The following is a 15,719-nucleotide window of genomic DNA, read 5'->3' on the forward strand; positions in this document are numbered from 1 at the left end:
TAGGCATCACATCAATTAATTTAAATTGTAAATTACTGATTGATGCCACTACTTTACCAAGCCTTAGGTGTACGCTTGCTTAACTAAAATAAAAATGAGTGTTGACGAGTGTATTAAATAGCTAAGTAACCTATTTTACTTAGCTATAATGAATTAAGCCGTTTGTTTATTAGCTTGGCGCTCTAACTTGTAGTTTTCTGAATTTAAGCCTTTTTTCCAGTAACCTGATGCCACTATGTTGCCCCTTGGTATTGAATGCGTGTTAGTTAATGCTGCTTTAAGCTCACCCACTAGCCCAGCTTCAAGTGCCATAAATACAATAGGTGGCTGTTCATAATGCTGTAGTGTGGTTAATGCATTAGCCATCTCAACCTCTGGCGTTGTAGTTATTAACCAAGTGACCTGGCGCGTTGAATCTAAGCTGATTATATCCGCATCAGTTGGGGCGTGAATAAACGCGTCAATTTTGGCGTTTATTGGCAATTGCTTAATGTAGCCTTTTATAGCGTTTACTGAGGTCAAATCGCCCATCAATATATAATGAGGGTGGGTAAAATTATCTAGCTTTTTAGGACCGGGGCCTGCAATAGCCAGTTCATCACCTACTTGAGCGGCTTTAGCCCAGTTAGTTGCAGGGCCTTGGTGCATATTAATAACAAAATCGAGCGTAATTGCACCATTGCTTTTATTTACATTTTGTATTGTGTAAGAACGCATACACGCCGTTTTTAAATTGAAGTCGGCCACACCGTTTTTTGGAATAAGCACTTTTACATAACTGCCAATGTGATCGGAAGTTAAATCTGTAAACTCTTCAGAGCCTAAAACTATACGTTGTAAATGTGGGGTTAGTTGCTTTGTGCTTAATACTGTTGCTTTACGTACTTTTTTTGCCATATAAATTAACCTCATTGATTAAAAATCACTGCTTTATAAAGCAGACATTGCATAACGCCCCATTGGTTGATAGAATCAACTATATAGATTTAATTGACTTTGTCAACCATTTGGGCTGTATTATGAACACCTCTTTAGCCAATACGCTATTTATGTTAATGCAAAACTACCGAGTAACCATACGCGAAGCCATTAATGCCAGCGAGCTCGGTTTAAATGCAATGCATGTACGTTGCTTGCATATTATTGCAAGTACCTCGCAGTGCACAGCAAACGACATTGTAAATAAAACCCAACGAGATAAGGCTCAAATAGCGCGGCTTGTAAAAGAACTTATAGCTTTAAAGCTTATAAATAAGTGTGCCAGCGAACACGATAAGCGCTGTTTTATTTTAACGTTTACCGATCAGGGTGCCGTGCTTTTTGAAAAATTACTGGCCGCAGAAAAACATGTAAACGATCAAATGTGTAAAACGTTAAACCCAAAGCAAATCAATGACTTTTTAAACACGGCTCAGCAAATGATCAAAAATATGCAATGATCTTTACTTCATTACTTGGCATAAGTTAAACAAAACACATATACTGTACACTTATACAGTATATGTGTTTTGGTTGTTTATTTATGTTTGTTATTCCTATTTATATAGAAGCAGGTATTTGCGGGTTTGAATCTCCTGCCGCACAATACACTGAGCTTGGCGTTTCCCTTGATGAGCTATTAATAAAGCACCCTGATGCCACTTTTATTGGTATTGCGTCGGGTAGCTCTATGCAAGAAGTAGGGATTTTTGAGGGTGATTTACTTGTAGTAGACCGAGCAGAACACGCTAAAGATGGCGATGTAATTGTGGCTAATTTAAATGGCTTATTTGTGTGTAAGCTACTTGATAAAACAAACGCTCGATTACTATCGGCTTCGCCTTTATATCAACCCGTTAATATTACGCCTAGCGATGAGTTTCAGCTTGAAGGCGTAGTCAGTTTGTCAATTCGGATGCATCGCCAAAGCCCTGAGTTACTTTCATGTATGCCTTAGTCGATGCCGTGGCGTTTTATGCCAGCGCCGAAAAAGTATTTGATCCCGCCATTCGTTCAAAACCTGTGGTTGTGCTCACTAATAACGACGGCTGCGTATGTGCGGTATGCCCTATTGCACGACGTTTAAATATTCCTAAATTTGGCCCTTATTTTAAAGTTAAGCAGTTACTAGAACAAAACAATGTGGTTGTACGCTCTAGTAACTATGAACTATACGCTAATTTAAGCGACCGAATGATGAGTGTGATTGGCCGCTTTTGTGACACCCAGCATATTTACAGTATTGATGAATCGTTTTTGCACTTTAGCGGTTACGAAAACGTTGTAAAAGATTGGCATACTTACGGGCACCTTATTAGACGAACCGTATGGCGAGAAACAAAACTCCCCGTTGGCGTGGGGTTTGGGCCAACGCCTACACTTGCAAAAGCGGCAAATCATGCAGCTAAAAAATTAACAGGCTTTGACGGTGTTGCTGTCATAAATGACGAAGCAAGCCGGCGAGCTATTTTACAGCGCATGGACTGCCAAGATGTATGGGGAATTGGCAAGCGCTTAGCTAAAAAGCTAAAAATAATGAACATAAATACCGCATGGCAACTTGCCCAACAAAACCCAAAAACTATGCGCCGCGCTTTTAGTGTGGTGGTAGAGCGCACAGTAAGCGAGCTTAATGGCTTAGTATGTTTAAACTGGGATGATGTACGCCAAGATAAACGCGAAATTTACTCAACTCGCAGCTTTGGAGAGCGTATTTATGAACCAACCGCTCTTAAAACTGCTTTAATTAACCATGTCACTATTGTGGGCAAAAAACTAAGAGCCCAAAAGTCGCTAACAAAGCAATTATATATTTTTGCATCTAGCTCATCTCATGAAGATGTATTTTATAAAAAGTCTTATATGTATCAGTTTAGCATGCCAACAAACGATACTTGCGTTATGGCCAATGCGGTGTCTGAAGTGTTTGAAAAAATTTACCAACCTGGCGTGCGGTTTTATAAATGTGGTGTAGGTGCACTAGAACTTACTGCTGAGCAATTTCAGCAAAGTGACTTATTTGCACCACAACAAGATAACCTAAAGTTAATGGGCTGTTTAGATGCTATTAATACCCGATACGGCAAGGGTATGTTGGGCTTAGCAAGTAGTAAATTAAACGATCGCTGGCATATGAACAGAGATTTTTTATCGCCTCAGTACACAACCCGCTGGCGGGATATACCAAAAATAAAATGCGATTAGCTAATAGTTGATATATTACTGGACAGCTTTTTTAAACTTGCACTCAACACTTGCTGAGCTTAATGTGTAAATAAGCATGTCATTAGGTAAAAAACGAATGCTTTGTCGAATTGTTTTTTCGTTTATTGGATCCTCACAACGGCTCATTCGTAAGCCATTATCAAGCCCATCACTTTTATATTTTAACGAACTAGTAATAAAGCAAAAGTTTGGCTTTTGTATAGTTTGAGTTCCGTTATGTAATGAGCCAAACACAATTTGTTCACCCAGCTTAAACCCCTCACTTGGGTTACTTGCATTAATTAAACTCAAGTCACTGTTTACGCATAACCCTGAATTAGCAGAAACCACCTTATATGTACCAAGTTTTGATTTTAAAAGGGGTATAAAGCGTGCCTTATTGCTTGGCTCAGCGGCTACGTGGACGCTGACCAAAACAAACATGAATAAAGTCAATTTGATGTGTTTCATTAAGTAAACGTATCCTTATGCGTTAATTATTTTTTTAGTTCGTATACTAAATGGCTTAACTTTATTACATAGCTAAATATAACAGAGATTTACTACTAGAAGACAAGGCTATATAAAAAGAAAAAACTAAATTAAGGCATGTAATTATTTATCACATTTTGAGATACGTTATCGAACAATAAAACGATTTAAAATAATGCGCTAAATAAGCGCATTACTATAAGATTTACTGCCAATATTTTGAGAATAATTGTGGGTAGGCTTGTTTTAAAAATTTTGCTTTGTCTTTAAAGCGTTTGCCTGCGGGTTGATCGCCTGATGGCACGAAGGGTAATTCATCCTCATTGCGCTCTTCATATAATAAGCCGGCGATGAGGTCATACTCGTCAATGTATGGGTAAGGCTGTTCATTTAAGTGATAAACAGGTGTACATAATGCAATGGAGTCGGCATTAACGAGCGCGTTATCAAACACTGTTTTACCGCGTGAAATAAGCCAACATCTAAACTCACTAAAACCATATTCGTCATTGCAGCCTGCCATAACAAATGCAGCGCCAAATAAATCCCATGTAAAACATTTACGCATATTTATGCCAAAAAACTTATCAAATGCAATAAGTTGCTGATCGTCTAAATTGCTTAGATTTGCTTTAAGGTGGTCGCTTACACTTTGCGGATCAAGGCCTAAGTCAGGTGTAGTCACTAATTCCCAAAAAGCCTGCTCTGATAACGCTGCCATTATAGAATCTCTTTTACTCGGCCTACTTGGCCATCTTCTAATCTCACTTTAATACCATGCGGGTGGTTTGGTGATTTAGTTAATAAACGCTCTACCACGCCTTCCGTTAATGTCCCGCTTCGTTGATCTTCTTTTAAAACAATATTAACTACAGTGCCTGGTGATATTTGCGAACGAGAAGGAACAGCCATTATTTAAACCCTAAATATAATTTTTTTAATTATAACGCCCAACTGCAGGCAAACCAACAAAACCCATTTTAATTGGCAAAAAACACTATATGTGACGGTTTTATCGTCAATTTAATACCCGTTAGTTGAGTAATAATTATAGATTTAAGGTGTTCAATCTCAGAGTCAGCGTTATTAAGCGCTATAGTATCTTCAAAATAGCAGTTAACTTTTAAGGTGTTAGCTTCGTTATTTAAATCGACAGTGTGTGTAAGGTATGCAAAATCGGTCACTGAGTCTTTTATAGACTCACAGGCTTTAGTCAGCGCTGCGCGTATTTGTTTGTCTCGTTGTTTTTGTGTTTTAGTCATGAGGAGGATTATTTACTTTTTTCTGCTTGTTGTTTTTTAAATTCTTCGTAATTTGAGTCTTGCTCTTTAAGGCACTCATAATATTCTTTATCGGCTTTGTAATTACATTCGTTAAGGCGGGCTGATTGCAATTGTTCAAAGCGTGCGTCGGAACTACACCCGGCTAAAATAGGTAATCCGATTATAAATACAGCACATACTTTTAATTTATTAATAACCATTAAATTTCCTTACACTATTGCGTTTAAAAAGACGTTAAATTATGCCGAATATATTGTATATTAGCGCCATAAAAATCTTCGTATTTACAGGACCACTTATTATGATGTCGCAGTTACAAGCCTTGTTTCAGCGTATAGACAAAAGCAAGATATTTCAATCATTTGTTATAGCTGTCATTATTGTTTCTGCCCTTACTGTAGGCGCTCATACCTATAGTCTTCATCCTACGGTTGAGCTTGCACTTAACTGGATGGATATTGGCATAACCGCATTCTTTTTAATTGAGCTGATTATTCGCTTTGTTGCAAGCAAAGGCATAAAAGACTTCTTTTCAAAGGGCTGGAATATATTCGACACCATTATTGTATTGGGTAGTTTATACCCCGCTGCGGGCTCTACGATGCTAATAGCGCGTTTACTACGTATATTTAGAGTGCTCAGGTTAGTGTCGATGATTCCTGAACTTAGACTACTCGTTAATTCCTTGCTTAAAGCAATCCCGCAAATGGGCTACATAGCTCTACTTATGTTTGTTATTTTTTATATTTACGCCGCTATGGGCAGTATGATGTTTGCCGACATTAACCCCGTGCTTTGGCAAGACGTGTCTATTTCAATGCTAACGCTATTTAGAATAGCGACCTTTGAAGATTGGACCGACATAATGTACGAAACAATGGCGGTGTACGAGCTAAGCTGGATTTACTACCTGACCTTTATATTTTTAACCGCCTTTGTGTTTTTGAATATGATGGTTGGCGCAATTTTAGAAGTAATGGGTGAAGAACACCGAAATGCACGAGAAGAACAGGCCGATAACGACTCGCTTCCTGCAACACAAGGACAAGTTAACGAATTACAAGCGCAAATAGCAGAGTTAAAAACATTGCTGAGTAAAAAGTAACAGTTTAAGCCTCACAAAATATGTTTGTGGGGCTTAAAACTCAATTAGCCTGTTTCTCATCTGATGTACTTTCTACTGTTTCAAACGATATCACGTCGTCCACTTCCATTTTAAACGCCTCTAAAAAAGCATTTTTTAATACCGATACCACTGCCTGAAACGTAGATATATCGGTGTTGTTTAATGTGCCATCGATCGGTATGCGCGCAGCAACTAACTCAGATTCATCATTTTCAAGTAATTCGCTGAGTATATCTATGCTGCCTTCAAAAATAGCAGTGAACAATCCATCATCGTCTTTTTCTATATCTTCACGCCACGAAAAAACACTCAAGTCATAAACACCGGCCTTTGCATAGCCGTTTAAAACATTGTCTTTTGCAGCAAGCTCCATTGCACCATCTATGCCACCAGCTTCAATGTCAAACGGGGTATACACTTTAAAAACCGTTTCTAGGTGTTTAACCGAAAAACGTTGAACCTCTACATTAAAGTCAAAGTTTGCTTTTTCACTAAATGGGTCTAATTGACCTTTAAGAGACAATGCAGCTTCGCCCATTAAATCCCCTTCAACGTTTAACGAAGTCACTAAGGTTTTTGTAAGGTTTTGAGCATTGGTTATGTTTTTAATCTCTGCGTCAATATTTGAGATATAGGTAGGTTTATCACCCTCGCTGGTGGCATTTACTAACGAAACTTTACCGTTAACAATACTTAAAGTGTCAATTGAAAAAGGGACTAAATTATTAGCAAGCCCTACCCAGGTTGTTTCATTTTTAACTTGTTTATTTTGCTCTGTTTTATTAGGGGCTTTGTCGTAAACCACAATTTCAGGGTAGGTAAATTGCATATTTGTCACTAAATTCCCTTTCAGTAGTGCTGACCATGAAAGCGAAAAATTGAGTGTTGAAACGCTAAGTAGTGGTTTAGCCGCTAAATTATCCTCTTTTGCATAAATTTTTATGCCGTCAATAGCATACGCACCGCGGTACAAATATAAATCAACGTCACCTACGTGGCCTGTTATTCCCTGCGTGTGTTTAATTTGTTGATTAACATAATATTGAATAGCATGGGGCGCACCAACACGGAATATTAATAAAAGCACAATGATTAAAACAAAACCAGTAAACCATTTAGCTCGAGTAACCTTTGAAATTAACGCCATATAACCATCCTTATTTGTGTAATTATGAGCATGACAATGTGTAAAAACTACACAAAAATAAGCACAACTGCGCTGTTAAGTACTTAAATTACTGGGTGCACGCAAAATACTATTTTAACTTTTGCAATGGGTATGCCACACAGGAGGTTATTTAAAAGCCACAAAAGAGTGTAAAAGGAAGGAATAAAAACTAAAAAGGGTTAGCACTATGCTAACCCTATAAAATTAAGAAATTAAAAAACTAAAATTACTCAGCGTCTACAATAATGCGAAGCATACGACGAAGTGGCTCTGCTGCACCCCATAAAAGCTGATCGCCCACTGTGAAAGCGCTAATATATTTAGGTCCCATAGCAAGTTTACGAATACGTCCCACTGGGATACTTAGCGTGCCTGTTACTTTAACCGGCGTTAAATCGGTGGATGTAATATCACGCTCATTTGGAATAACCTTAACCCATTCGTTGTGCGAAGCTAATATTTCTTCTATTTTTTCGACGCTTATGTCTTCACGTAATTTAATAGTCATTGCTTGGCTATGACAACGCATTGCGCCAATGCGAACACATAAACCATCAATAGGTACAGGCTGCTGGGTAGAGCCTAAAATTTTGTTAGCTTCAACTTGTGCTTTCCATTCTTCCTTTGATTGTCCACTTGGCATAAGCACGTCAATCCATGGGATCAAGCTACCTGCTAATGGCACGCCAAATTGATCTTGTGGTAAATCGCTTGAAGCCATTTTTTCACTGACTATTTTATCAATTTCTAAAATAGCTGAACTTGGGTTATCGAGTTGCTGAGCAACACTTGAATGAATAGCGCCCATTTGTGAAATCAGCTCTTTCATATTGCGTGCACCCGCACCCGAGGCTGCTTGGTAAGTCATAGGGCTTACCCATTCAATAAGGTCTTTCTCAAACAAACCACCTAAAGCAAGGAGCATTAACGATACCGTACAGTTACCGCCAACAAAGGTTTTAACGCCTTGCTCTAAACCTTGAGTAATGACATCTTTATTTACAGGGTCAAGAACAATAATGCTGTCATCACTCATACGAAGTGCAGAAGCTGCATCAATCCAGTAACCATCCCACCCCGATTCACGAAGCTTTGGGTAAACCGCTTTGGTGTAATCGCCCCCTTGACACGTAACAATAATATCCATTTTTGAAAGTTCAGATACATCGCTTGCATCAAGTAGCGGTTTTGCATCACCCGCTAAATCAGGACCAAGTTGTCCGGCTTGTGAGGTAGTAAAAAAAGTGGTGTCTATATTGGCAAAATCATTTTGCTTTTCCATACGCTCTAATAACACAGAACCAACCATGCCACGCCAACCGACTAAACCTACTTTTTTCATTGTTTTATCCACTGTTTTGTTCATAAAAGATGCCTTAATACATTAAAAATTAAATTCATTGCGTGAGATTCAATTTTCAAGTTAACAAACTAACACTGCTAGACGGCTAAAACTAGTTAATAAAACAGAACTTAAAAATTTTTCATGCGTAATTAAGGTATAAAAAAAGCCCTGCATTTAATACAGGGCTTATAGCGCGAATGTAAAAGGCTTAACGCATGCTAAAATTAAAATTCATAGCTATAGCTTAAGCTAAACTCGGTGCCGGTTTCTTGGCCCCAAAGGGTTAAACCTTCTTGCTCTATTTGTTTTTCTTGGCCAAGAATATTCTTCACTTTAAAATTAACTTTAGAGTTAAAGTTAGGAAAGTAAGAATAAACTAAATCAAGTGAGTGAAATGACTTTTCTTCAGCATCTTCATTTCCACGCGTACCTGGTACAATAATTCGAGGCCCAAACACATTGTAAATAACCGATGTTGAATGAAAACCGTCATCTGAATCGTAACCCATTTGTAAGTTAGCAACCCATTCAGAGTGGCCTACTAAACGGCGTTTGTTGTTAGTAACAATGTTTGAAACGGTATCGGCTTCGAGTGCTTCTTTAAGTTGCGTTTCAAATAATGAATCGACATTATCTGAGTCATTTATACCTAAATTGACGCTCGAATCAGATAGCGTTACGTTACCCGACAAAAATGCAGACGACCAATCTTTATTAATAAAACCAAAGTCAGTTAAAAAATCCACCTCAATACCAGATAGCTTACCCGACTGCGCATTAGCCGTAAGTAATTGCGGAGACGCACCACCTACACCTGCAAGTTCTACCATTTCAATTGGGTTTTCTATGTCCTTGTAAAACAATGCAACTGACAGGTTATTCCCTGTTGGCATGTACCACTCAAACCTAAAATCAACATTCGTTAATTCAGAGCTTTGTAAGCTAGGCGAACCACGAACCAAAAATTCAGTAAGCGGGTCAACAAAGAACGAAGTACTTACATCACGTAAGTCTGGGCGAATAGTGGTTTCACTCACGTTTAAGCGAAACTGCATTTCTTCATCCATGATGTACGTAACAGCAAGTGATGGAAAAAAAGTATCTTCGTTAATGACAACGTCTTGAATTTCTTCAAGCGTGTTTTCGAATAAGTTTGAATGTGCCTGATAGCCAATCGATACTTGTTTGAAATCTTCCCAGCGAACACCGCCGGTAATACGCCATGTATTTTCAAAAAAGTAGTCAGCCATAAAGTAATAGGCATCTAACTTATGCGCTGCACTGTATTTGTCACCGTCAGTTGTGCCATCATCAAAAATACCTGAACCCGTAGCACTTGTGTAAAACGCGTCGTTTGATGTGTTTGCATCAGCAAAAATATCGCTAATGTTATTACCAAACGTAAACTCATCGCTTATACCACGGTGCGTTATGCCAAATTTAACATTGCTTGCATCACGTTTTTTTTCTGAAAAGTCACCGCCAATTTTAAGTTCGAGCTCGTAGCCGTCCCCGTAAAAAGGTAACCCCATGTTCCAACCAAATGTTTCTACGTCATCGTGAAGTACCTGGTATTCACGCGTAATATTAGTTGCTGCAACATCTTGAAGCTGCTCTGACTCAAATACACCGTCGTTATAGTTTTGTTGAAAAACAACATCTAAACCGCCTGGTGCGTTACGGTTAGCTCTACTTAAGCCACCATACCAATCAAAGAATAAATTATTTAGCTCTGGAAAGTTATGTGTGCCTTTAAGCTGAGAAGAAAACATTTCACGTTCTTCGTAGCTAATATCAACACGGCGAAGCTCAGTAACACCCTCTTCGGTTTCATTGGCATCGTAATAGTTACGATTACGAACCCGATCGCTCATGTCGTGTAACGCAATGTTAGTCAGCTCAAATCGATGGTTTGAGTTAAACTCATAGCCAAGGTTTAACGTTCCGCTCCAGCGAACATTTTGTTCAGTCGATGTACCATCGTAATATTGTGCAAAACATTTGTTCTCACAACCCAAACTACCTAAGCTTGAACCACTTTGTTCTTGAACAACTTCCCATTCGTTGTCATAAGAAACAGCCGCAAGCACACCAAAGGTGCCTATTTCGCTTTCTAGTCTGTCGCCCACGGCAACAGAAAAGCTCATAGCTGGGTCAACATCTTCCTTGCTAATGCCTACATTCCAATCAAGCGATTGAATAAGGTTTTTACGCTCTTCAAGCGTAGAATTAATATTGCCTTCAAGGCCTGCGTCGCTGGTAAGTGCTGTAGTAAATACATTAGATAGCGCACGTGTGCCATCATCACGGCCCATCCAATCATCATCACCGCCTTCGTAAAAGTAGCCAGAATCACTATTTGACGTGTTATACGATGAGCCTACTTGTACTTTAAATAAAAAGTCAGACGGAATAGACTTGGTACGAATGTTTACATTACCACCACCAAAATGCGCAGGCATATCTGGTGAAAATGATTTTTGTACACTTAAGCTTTCGATAATTTCAGATGGAAATAAATCGAGTGGCACAACCGAGCGAGTAGGATCGGGGCTTGGTACATACATGCTATTTAATTGTGTACTTGAGTAACGCTCACCTAAACCACGCACATATATAAATTTACCGTCAACTAAGGTTAAGCCTGTTACACGGCGAAGAGCCGATGCAGCATCACCATCGCCGGTGCGTGAAATTTGGTCGGCACCCATAATATCAGCAACAAATGCCTGATTTTGGCGTTCTTGCAATACTGCACCTGCGCTCCCTTTGAGTCGTTGCCCTACTGCAACCACTTCTTCTATTTCTTGCTCTTGAATGTCGGCTTCTGCAGCAGCAGTATTTACCGACCAACCAAATAGTGCAGCCAAAACGGCGCAATTTAATGTTGATAAGGCAAGTTTAGAGGGTTTATAAGAATTCATTTTTATACTCCGAAACAAAACAAGACATTAGCCGGGCTTTCGCCCGGCCTAAAGCGTTTAAGGTTAAAGACCTACTTTTACCCAACCCGCTGTCCAGTCTGTTTGTGCATCCATTGCACCAATGTAATCTACTGTATCAAAGTAGCTATCTAGGCTAGAAGAATCAAAACCTGCACCTAGTAGTAATGATTCACTTGAAGGCATGTAACCGTTACTCGCTAGTGCAAGGCTTGCAGCTGTTTGCACTGAGTTACCAGCTTGTCCTAAGAACCAAGACTCAACATTGCCATCACCAATTGCTTGAGTACCAAAGTTGTTAGCTGTTTCACACGCAACCACTGAGTGAGTGATAGTAAGTGAACCGTCTTCGGCACGTGGTGCTGAATCAGAACCTACACGTAAACAGTTAGCGTAATCTGCGCCACCCGTTACCACTACGTTTTTAAGTATGCCCGCAGTACCTGCACGTAAGCGAATACCGTTTACGCCTGCGTCACCAATAATGGTTACATTAGAGATGGTAGGCATAGTAAGCGGTGATGCATCTGAATCAAATTCAGAGTTATCAGCTTCAATCGCGTTATCGCCCTCAGATCCTGATTGTTTGATAAGTACGTATTGCGCTTTACCCGTCCAACCAAATGACCAATCTAAAGAATCGTCACCAATATTAGTAAGCACTAAGTGGCTGATGTTTGCTGTGCCACCGAAAAACTCTACGCCGTCATCTAGGTTTTCATGAACGTGGATGTAATCTAGCTCTGTTTGGCTACCTACACCAGCAAGTGATATACCGTTTAGTTCATCACCATTACCTAAAGTTTTGCCCGCTTGTTTTACAGCAACATACTTTAATGTACCTGAGTTATCTTCTGGGTCATTACCACCAAATTGGCCCGCATCACCTTCAGCAGATACACCACAGTTTGCAAGTTCATCAGCTGTCGCTTCACCTTCTTGGTCGCCACATGAGTTAGCCGGTGCATTACCTAATAATACTAAGCCGCCCCATTGACCAATCGTTGTTTCGCCACCCGTTACATCTTGAATAGATGTCATGGTGATTGGCTGAGTTGCTGTGCCTACGGCCTCAATTTTTGAACCACGACGAACAACTAAAAAGTCATCACCCGATTCACCAATTAATGTTGTACCAAACTGAACATACAATGTTGTGTTATCTGCGCGGTCATTACCAACAGCTGTACGTCCTTTTAAAATCCAATGTGCATCATTTGTTAGTGTTACATCAGCTGTGAATACCACATCTGAATTTAACTGATAAACAGGCTTATCGGTAATAGCTGGAAAACTTGCAGACACATCTGTTGCTAGCCCTTGCTCTAATGCGTTTTGGATATCAGTTGGGAAGCTAGGTTTAATAGCAACGGTCCAGCCTTCCATCCAATTATTATCACCGTCAAACGCACCAATGTAATCGGTTTTAGTGAAGAACGAATCAAGGTCAGAAGTATCAACACCTGCACCTAGTAAAGGTGAACTCGACTTAGGTGTATATCCGTCAGTTGCTAAGCTTAGGTTTGCAGACGTGAGTGTTTGGTTACCTGTTTGGCCTTCAAACCACGATTGAACGTTTCCACCAGCAATTGCTTCGCTACCGAAGTTATTATCTTCATTACAGGCTACTACTGAGTTTTCAATAGAAAGCTCACCCGATTCTGCATTAGCTACCGAGTCAGAACCTACACGTAAACAGTTTGAATACCCATCTGGGCCAGTAATAACAACATTACGAAGCACACCCGCTGTACCTGCACGTAAACGAACACCGTTAGTACCATCTGCACCTACAATTGTTACGTTAGAAATAAGTGGCTTAGTCAATGGAGTTGCATTTGAATCAAATTCAGAGTTATCGGCTTCAATGGCATTATCGCCCTCAACAGCACTTTGTTGAATGTAGATATTTTGTGCACGACCTGTCCAACCAAACGACCAGTCAAATGCGTCATCGCCAATATCAGTAAGTACAATGTTACGTACATTTACTGTACCACCAAAAAACTCTACCCCGTCGTCTAGGTTTTGATGAACCTGGATATATTCAACCTTAGTTTGTGAACCTACACCTGCAAACGAAATACCGTTTAGCTCATCGCCATTACCCAGTGTTTTACCAGCATGTTTTACAACAATGTAACGAAGAACACCTGAGTTATCATCGGTGATATCACCACCAAACTGACCTGCATCACCTTCTGCCGATACACCACAGTTAGCGAGCTCTTCTGGTGTAGTCTCACCTTGTTGGTCGCCACATGAGTTAGCAGGTGCATTACCAAGTAATACTAAACCACCCCATTGACCAATATTTGTTTCGCCACCCGTTACATCTTGAATAGATGTCATAGTGATAGGTGCTGTTGCGTTACCATTAGCGTTAATTTGTGAACCACGGCGAACAACTAAGAAATCGTCACCAGTTTCACCAATAAGCGTAGTGCCCGCTTGAACGTAAAGTGTAGTCGCATCAGCGCGATCGTTACCTACCGCAGTACGGCCATTTAAAATCCAATGTGCGTCGTTTGTAAGCGTTACATCGGCTGTAAATGTTGTATCTTGTGTTAAACGGTAAACAGGCTTATCGGTAATTTGTGGAAATTCACTTGATACATTGGTCGCTAAACCCTGCTCCAATGCATTTGAAATATCTGTTGGGAAGCCACCATTAATACCTACTGTCCAACCTTCCATCCAGTTAGTTGTACCATTAAATGCACCAATTTGCCCATTGGCAATAAGCGGTGAACCCGGCAGTGGTGTGTAACCATTATCATCAAGCATTAAATCTGCGGGAGTTAGCGTTTGGTTGCCGTCTTGAGCTTCAAACCATGATTTAACATCGCCGCCATTAATCGCTTCACTACCAAAGTTGTTAGCTGTTGTTTGACATGCAACAACTGAATTAGTGATAGTTAATGTACCATCTTCTGCGCGTGGTACAGAGTCTGAACCCACACGTAAACAATTTTCATAAGTAGCTGGACCCGTTACGAATACATTACTTAATGCGCCCGCAGTGCCTGCACGTAAACGAATACCGTTGTTACCTTCAGCACCTACAATTGTTACGTTTGAAACGGTTGGCATTGTAAGTGGTGTTGCACTTGAATCAAACTCAGAGTTATCTGCTTCAATCGCATTATCACCCACGTTTGCAGCTTGTTGAATGTATACGTTAGTTGCAGAGCCTGTCCAACCGAACGACCAGTCAAGTGAATCATCACCAATGCTGGTTAATACAACATTGCTTACATCAACTGTACCACCGAAAAACTCGATACCGTCATCAAGGTTTTCGTGTACTTGAATGTAATCAACAGTTGTTGCAGAACCTACACCGGCAAACGAAATACCGTTTAGCTCATCGCCATTACCCAGAGTTTTACCTGCTTGCTTAACGATTAAGTACTTTAATGTACCTGAGTTATCATCTGCAACATCGCCACCAAACTGGCCGGCGTCACCTTCAGCAGATACACCACAGTTAGCTAGCTCGTCGGCTGTTGCTTCACCTTGTTGGTCGCCACATGAGTTAGCAGGTGCATTACCTAATAATACTAAACCACCCCATTGACCAATGGCTGTTTCACCACCTGTTACATCTTGAATAGAGGTCATAGTAATTGGCTGGCTTACTGTACCAACCGATTCAAGCTGTGAACCACGACGAACAACTAAAAAGTCATCGCCAGATTCACCAATAATTGTTGTGCCTTGTTGAATATAAAGCTTTGCGTTATCTGCACGGTCATTACCTACTGCTGTACGACCATTTACAATCCAATGCGCGTCGTTTGTAAGTGTTGCATCGGTAGTGAACGTTGTATCTGCTGTTAGGCGATACACTGGCTTATCAGTAATTTCCGGAAATTCGCTTGATACGTCTGTGGCTAAGCCTTGAACAAATGCGTTGTCAACAGTGGTAGGGAAACCAGTTGTGCCGTTTTGTGAATCATCACGAGATGACGTTTCACCGCCTGTGTCTGAGCCGCCTTCAACAACGTTTGTTATTGTATCGCCTTCGTTAATTGTTGTGTCGCCTTCAGATACTACTAAGTCACCACCACAACCCGCTAAAGATACTGCAGTTGCAATCAAACTAACTTTGAATAAGTCAGATAATTTCATTGTTCACTCCGTTAAAGTATTTAATTATTTTGTTAGCGCTTTATAA

14 protein-coding genes are annotated in these 15,719 nt (G+C 40.1%); 4 read left to right on the forward strand and 10 right to left on the reverse strand.

From position 1 onward, the window contains the following. Positions 1-153: 153 nt before the first annotated feature. The gene (locus R0J88_RS04465; protein WP_410899220.1) at positions 154-897 is read right to left on the reverse strand and encodes a siderophore-interacting protein; all 744 of its coding nucleotides are present in this window, start codon (positions 895-897) and stop codon (positions 154-156) included. Between the two features lie 122 nt (positions 898-1,019). Here R0J88_RS04465 and R0J88_RS04470 point away from each other — a divergent pair, with 122 nt between their 5' ends. From R0J88_RS04470 to R0J88_RS04480, 3 genes are all read left to right on the forward strand, one after another. Further along, on the forward strand, positions 1,020-1,439 hold the full coding sequence (locus tag R0J88_RS04470; protein ID WP_006793498.1) for a MarR family winged helix-turn-helix transcriptional regulator: 420 nt from the start codon (positions 1,020-1,022) through the stop codon (positions 1,437-1,439). An 83-nt stretch (positions 1,440-1,522) separates the two neighbouring features. Beyond that, positions 1,523-1,936, forward strand: a complete 414-nt coding sequence (umuD, locus tag R0J88_RS04475) for a translesion error-prone DNA polymerase V autoproteolytic subunit (protein WP_010556176.1) — start codon at positions 1,523-1,525, stop codon at positions 1,934-1,936. Continuing rightward, positions 1,924-3,183 (forward strand): Y-family DNA polymerase, encoded by a 1,260-nt coding sequence (locus R0J88_RS04480; RefSeq protein ID WP_410899221.1) that lies wholly within the window; start codon positions 1,924-1,926, stop codon positions 3,181-3,183. Before umuD ends, R0J88_RS04480 begins: the two co-directional genes overlap by 13 nt. A gap of 15 nt (positions 3,184-3,198) precedes the next feature. Here the strand turns inward: R0J88_RS04480 and R0J88_RS04485 are convergent, their stop codons facing one another. From R0J88_RS04485 to R0J88_RS04505, 5 genes are all read right to left on the reverse strand, one after another. Beyond that, positions 3,199-3,654 carry a hypothetical protein gene (locus tag R0J88_RS04485; protein ID WP_410899222.1) on the reverse strand — a complete coding sequence of 152 codons (456 nt, stop codon included), beginning with the start codon at positions 3,652-3,654 and terminating at the stop codon, positions 3,199-3,201. A gap of 226 nt (positions 3,655-3,880) precedes the next feature. Then, on the reverse strand, positions 3,881-4,396 hold the full coding sequence (locus R0J88_RS04490) for a DUF4240 domain-containing protein (RefSeq protein ID WP_039037357.1): 516 nt from the start codon (positions 4,394-4,396) through the stop codon (positions 3,881-3,883). After that, positions 4,396-4,587, reverse strand: a complete 192-nt coding sequence (locus tag R0J88_RS04495; protein ID WP_006793492.1) for a YwbE family protein — start codon at positions 4,585-4,587, stop codon at positions 4,396-4,398. Before R0J88_RS04495 ends, R0J88_RS04490 begins: the two co-directional genes overlap by 1 nt. Positions 4,588-4,655: 68 nt before the next feature. Further along, entirely contained in the window at positions 4,656-4,937 is a 282-nt protein-coding gene (locus R0J88_RS04500) for a hypothetical protein (protein ID WP_058429277.1), read from the reverse strand. A gap of 8 nt (positions 4,938-4,945) precedes the next feature. Then, positions 4,946-5,158: a hypothetical protein gene (locus R0J88_RS04505; protein WP_008131755.1), complete on the reverse strand. Its 213-nt coding sequence runs from the start codon at positions 5,156-5,158 to the stop codon at positions 4,946-4,948. Between the two features lie 101 nt (positions 5,159-5,259). On the opposite strand from R0J88_RS04505, the gene R0J88_RS04510 reads away from it, so the two are divergent. Beyond that, positions 5,260-6,063, forward strand: a complete 804-nt coding sequence (locus R0J88_RS04510; protein ID WP_006793489.1) for an ion transporter — start codon at positions 5,260-5,262, stop codon at positions 6,061-6,063. A 40-nt stretch (positions 6,064-6,103) separates the two neighbouring features. Here the strand turns inward: R0J88_RS04510 and R0J88_RS04515 are convergent, their stop codons facing one another. The 4 genes from R0J88_RS04515 to R0J88_RS04530 form a co-directional block, all read right to left on the reverse strand. Further along, positions 6,104-7,231, reverse strand: a complete 1,128-nt coding sequence (locus tag R0J88_RS04515; RefSeq protein WP_410899223.1) for a DUF748 domain-containing protein — start codon at positions 7,229-7,231, stop codon at positions 6,104-6,106. A gap of 247 nt (positions 7,232-7,478) precedes the next feature. Further along, entirely contained in the window at positions 7,479-8,618 is a 1,140-nt protein-coding gene (gene asd, locus R0J88_RS04520; RefSeq protein ID WP_410899224.1) for an aspartate-semialdehyde dehydrogenase, read from the reverse strand. Between the two features lie 203 nt (positions 8,619-8,821). Beyond that, entirely contained in the window at positions 8,822-11,521 is a 2,700-nt protein-coding gene (locus tag R0J88_RS04525) for a TonB-dependent receptor domain-containing protein (protein ID WP_138740592.1), read from the reverse strand. A 63-nt stretch (positions 11,522-11,584) separates the two neighbouring features. Further along, on the reverse strand, positions 11,585-15,673 hold the full coding sequence (locus R0J88_RS04530; RefSeq protein ID WP_410899225.1) for a hypothetical protein: 4,089 nt from the start codon (positions 15,671-15,673) through the stop codon (positions 11,585-11,587). Between the last annotated feature and the right edge of the window lie 46 nt (positions 15,674-15,719).

Origin of the sequence: Pseudoalteromonas sp. SIMBA_162, from assembly GCF_046535955.1 — a bacterium.
GTDB classification, from domain to species: domain Bacteria; phylum Pseudomonadota; class Gammaproteobacteria; order Enterobacterales; family Alteromonadaceae; genus Pseudoalteromonas; species Pseudoalteromonas marina.

Bases quoted from the DNA above. Each gene is read 5' to 3' on its own strand.
- R0J88_RS04465 (WP_410899220.1), bottom strand. From the start codon at position 897: ATGGCAAAAAAAGTACGTAAAGCAACAGTATTAAGCACAAAGCAACTA.
- R0J88_RS04470 (WP_006793498.1), top strand. From the start codon at position 1,020: ATGAACACCTCTTTAGCCAATACGCTATTTATGTTAATGCAAAACTAC.
- umuD (WP_010556176.1), top strand. From the start codon at position 1,523: ATGTTTGTTATTCCTATTTATATAGAAGCAGGTATTTGCGGGTTTGAA.
- R0J88_RS04480 (WP_410899221.1), top strand. From the start codon at position 1,924: ATGTATGCCTTAGTCGATGCCGTGGCGTTTTATGCCAGCGCCGAAAAA.
- R0J88_RS04485 (WP_410899222.1), bottom strand. From the start codon at position 3,654: ATGAAACACATCAAATTGACTTTATTCATGTTTGTTTTGGTCAGCGTC.
- R0J88_RS04490 (WP_039037357.1), bottom strand. From the start codon at position 4,396: ATGGCAGCGTTATCAGAGCAGGCTTTTTGGGAATTAGTGACTACACCT.
- R0J88_RS04495 (WP_006793492.1), bottom strand. From the start codon at position 4,587: ATGGCTGTTCCTTCTCGTTCGCAAATATCACCAGGCACTGTAGTTAAT.
- R0J88_RS04500 (WP_058429277.1), bottom strand. From the start codon at position 4,937: ATGACTAAAACACAAAAACAACGAGACAAACAAATACGCGCAGCGCTG.
- R0J88_RS04505 (WP_008131755.1), bottom strand. From the start codon at position 5,158: ATGGTTATTAATAAATTAAAAGTATGTGCTGTATTTATAATCGGATTA.
- R0J88_RS04510 (WP_006793489.1), top strand. From the start codon at position 5,260: ATGATGTCGCAGTTACAAGCCTTGTTTCAGCGTATAGACAAAAGCAAG.
- R0J88_RS04515 (WP_410899223.1), bottom strand. From the start codon at position 7,231: ATGGCGTTAATTTCAAAGGTTACTCGAGCTAAATGGTTTACTGGTTTT.
- asd (WP_410899224.1), bottom strand. From the start codon at position 8,618: ATGAACAAAACAGTGGATAAAACAATGAAAAAAGTAGGTTTAGTCGGT.
- R0J88_RS04525 (WP_138740592.1), bottom strand. From the start codon at position 11,521: ATGAATTCTTATAAACCCTCTAAACTTGCCTTATCAACATTAAATTGC.
- R0J88_RS04530 (WP_410899225.1), bottom strand. From the start codon at position 15,673: ATGAAATTATCTGACTTATTCAAAGTTAGTTTGATTGCAACTGCAGTA.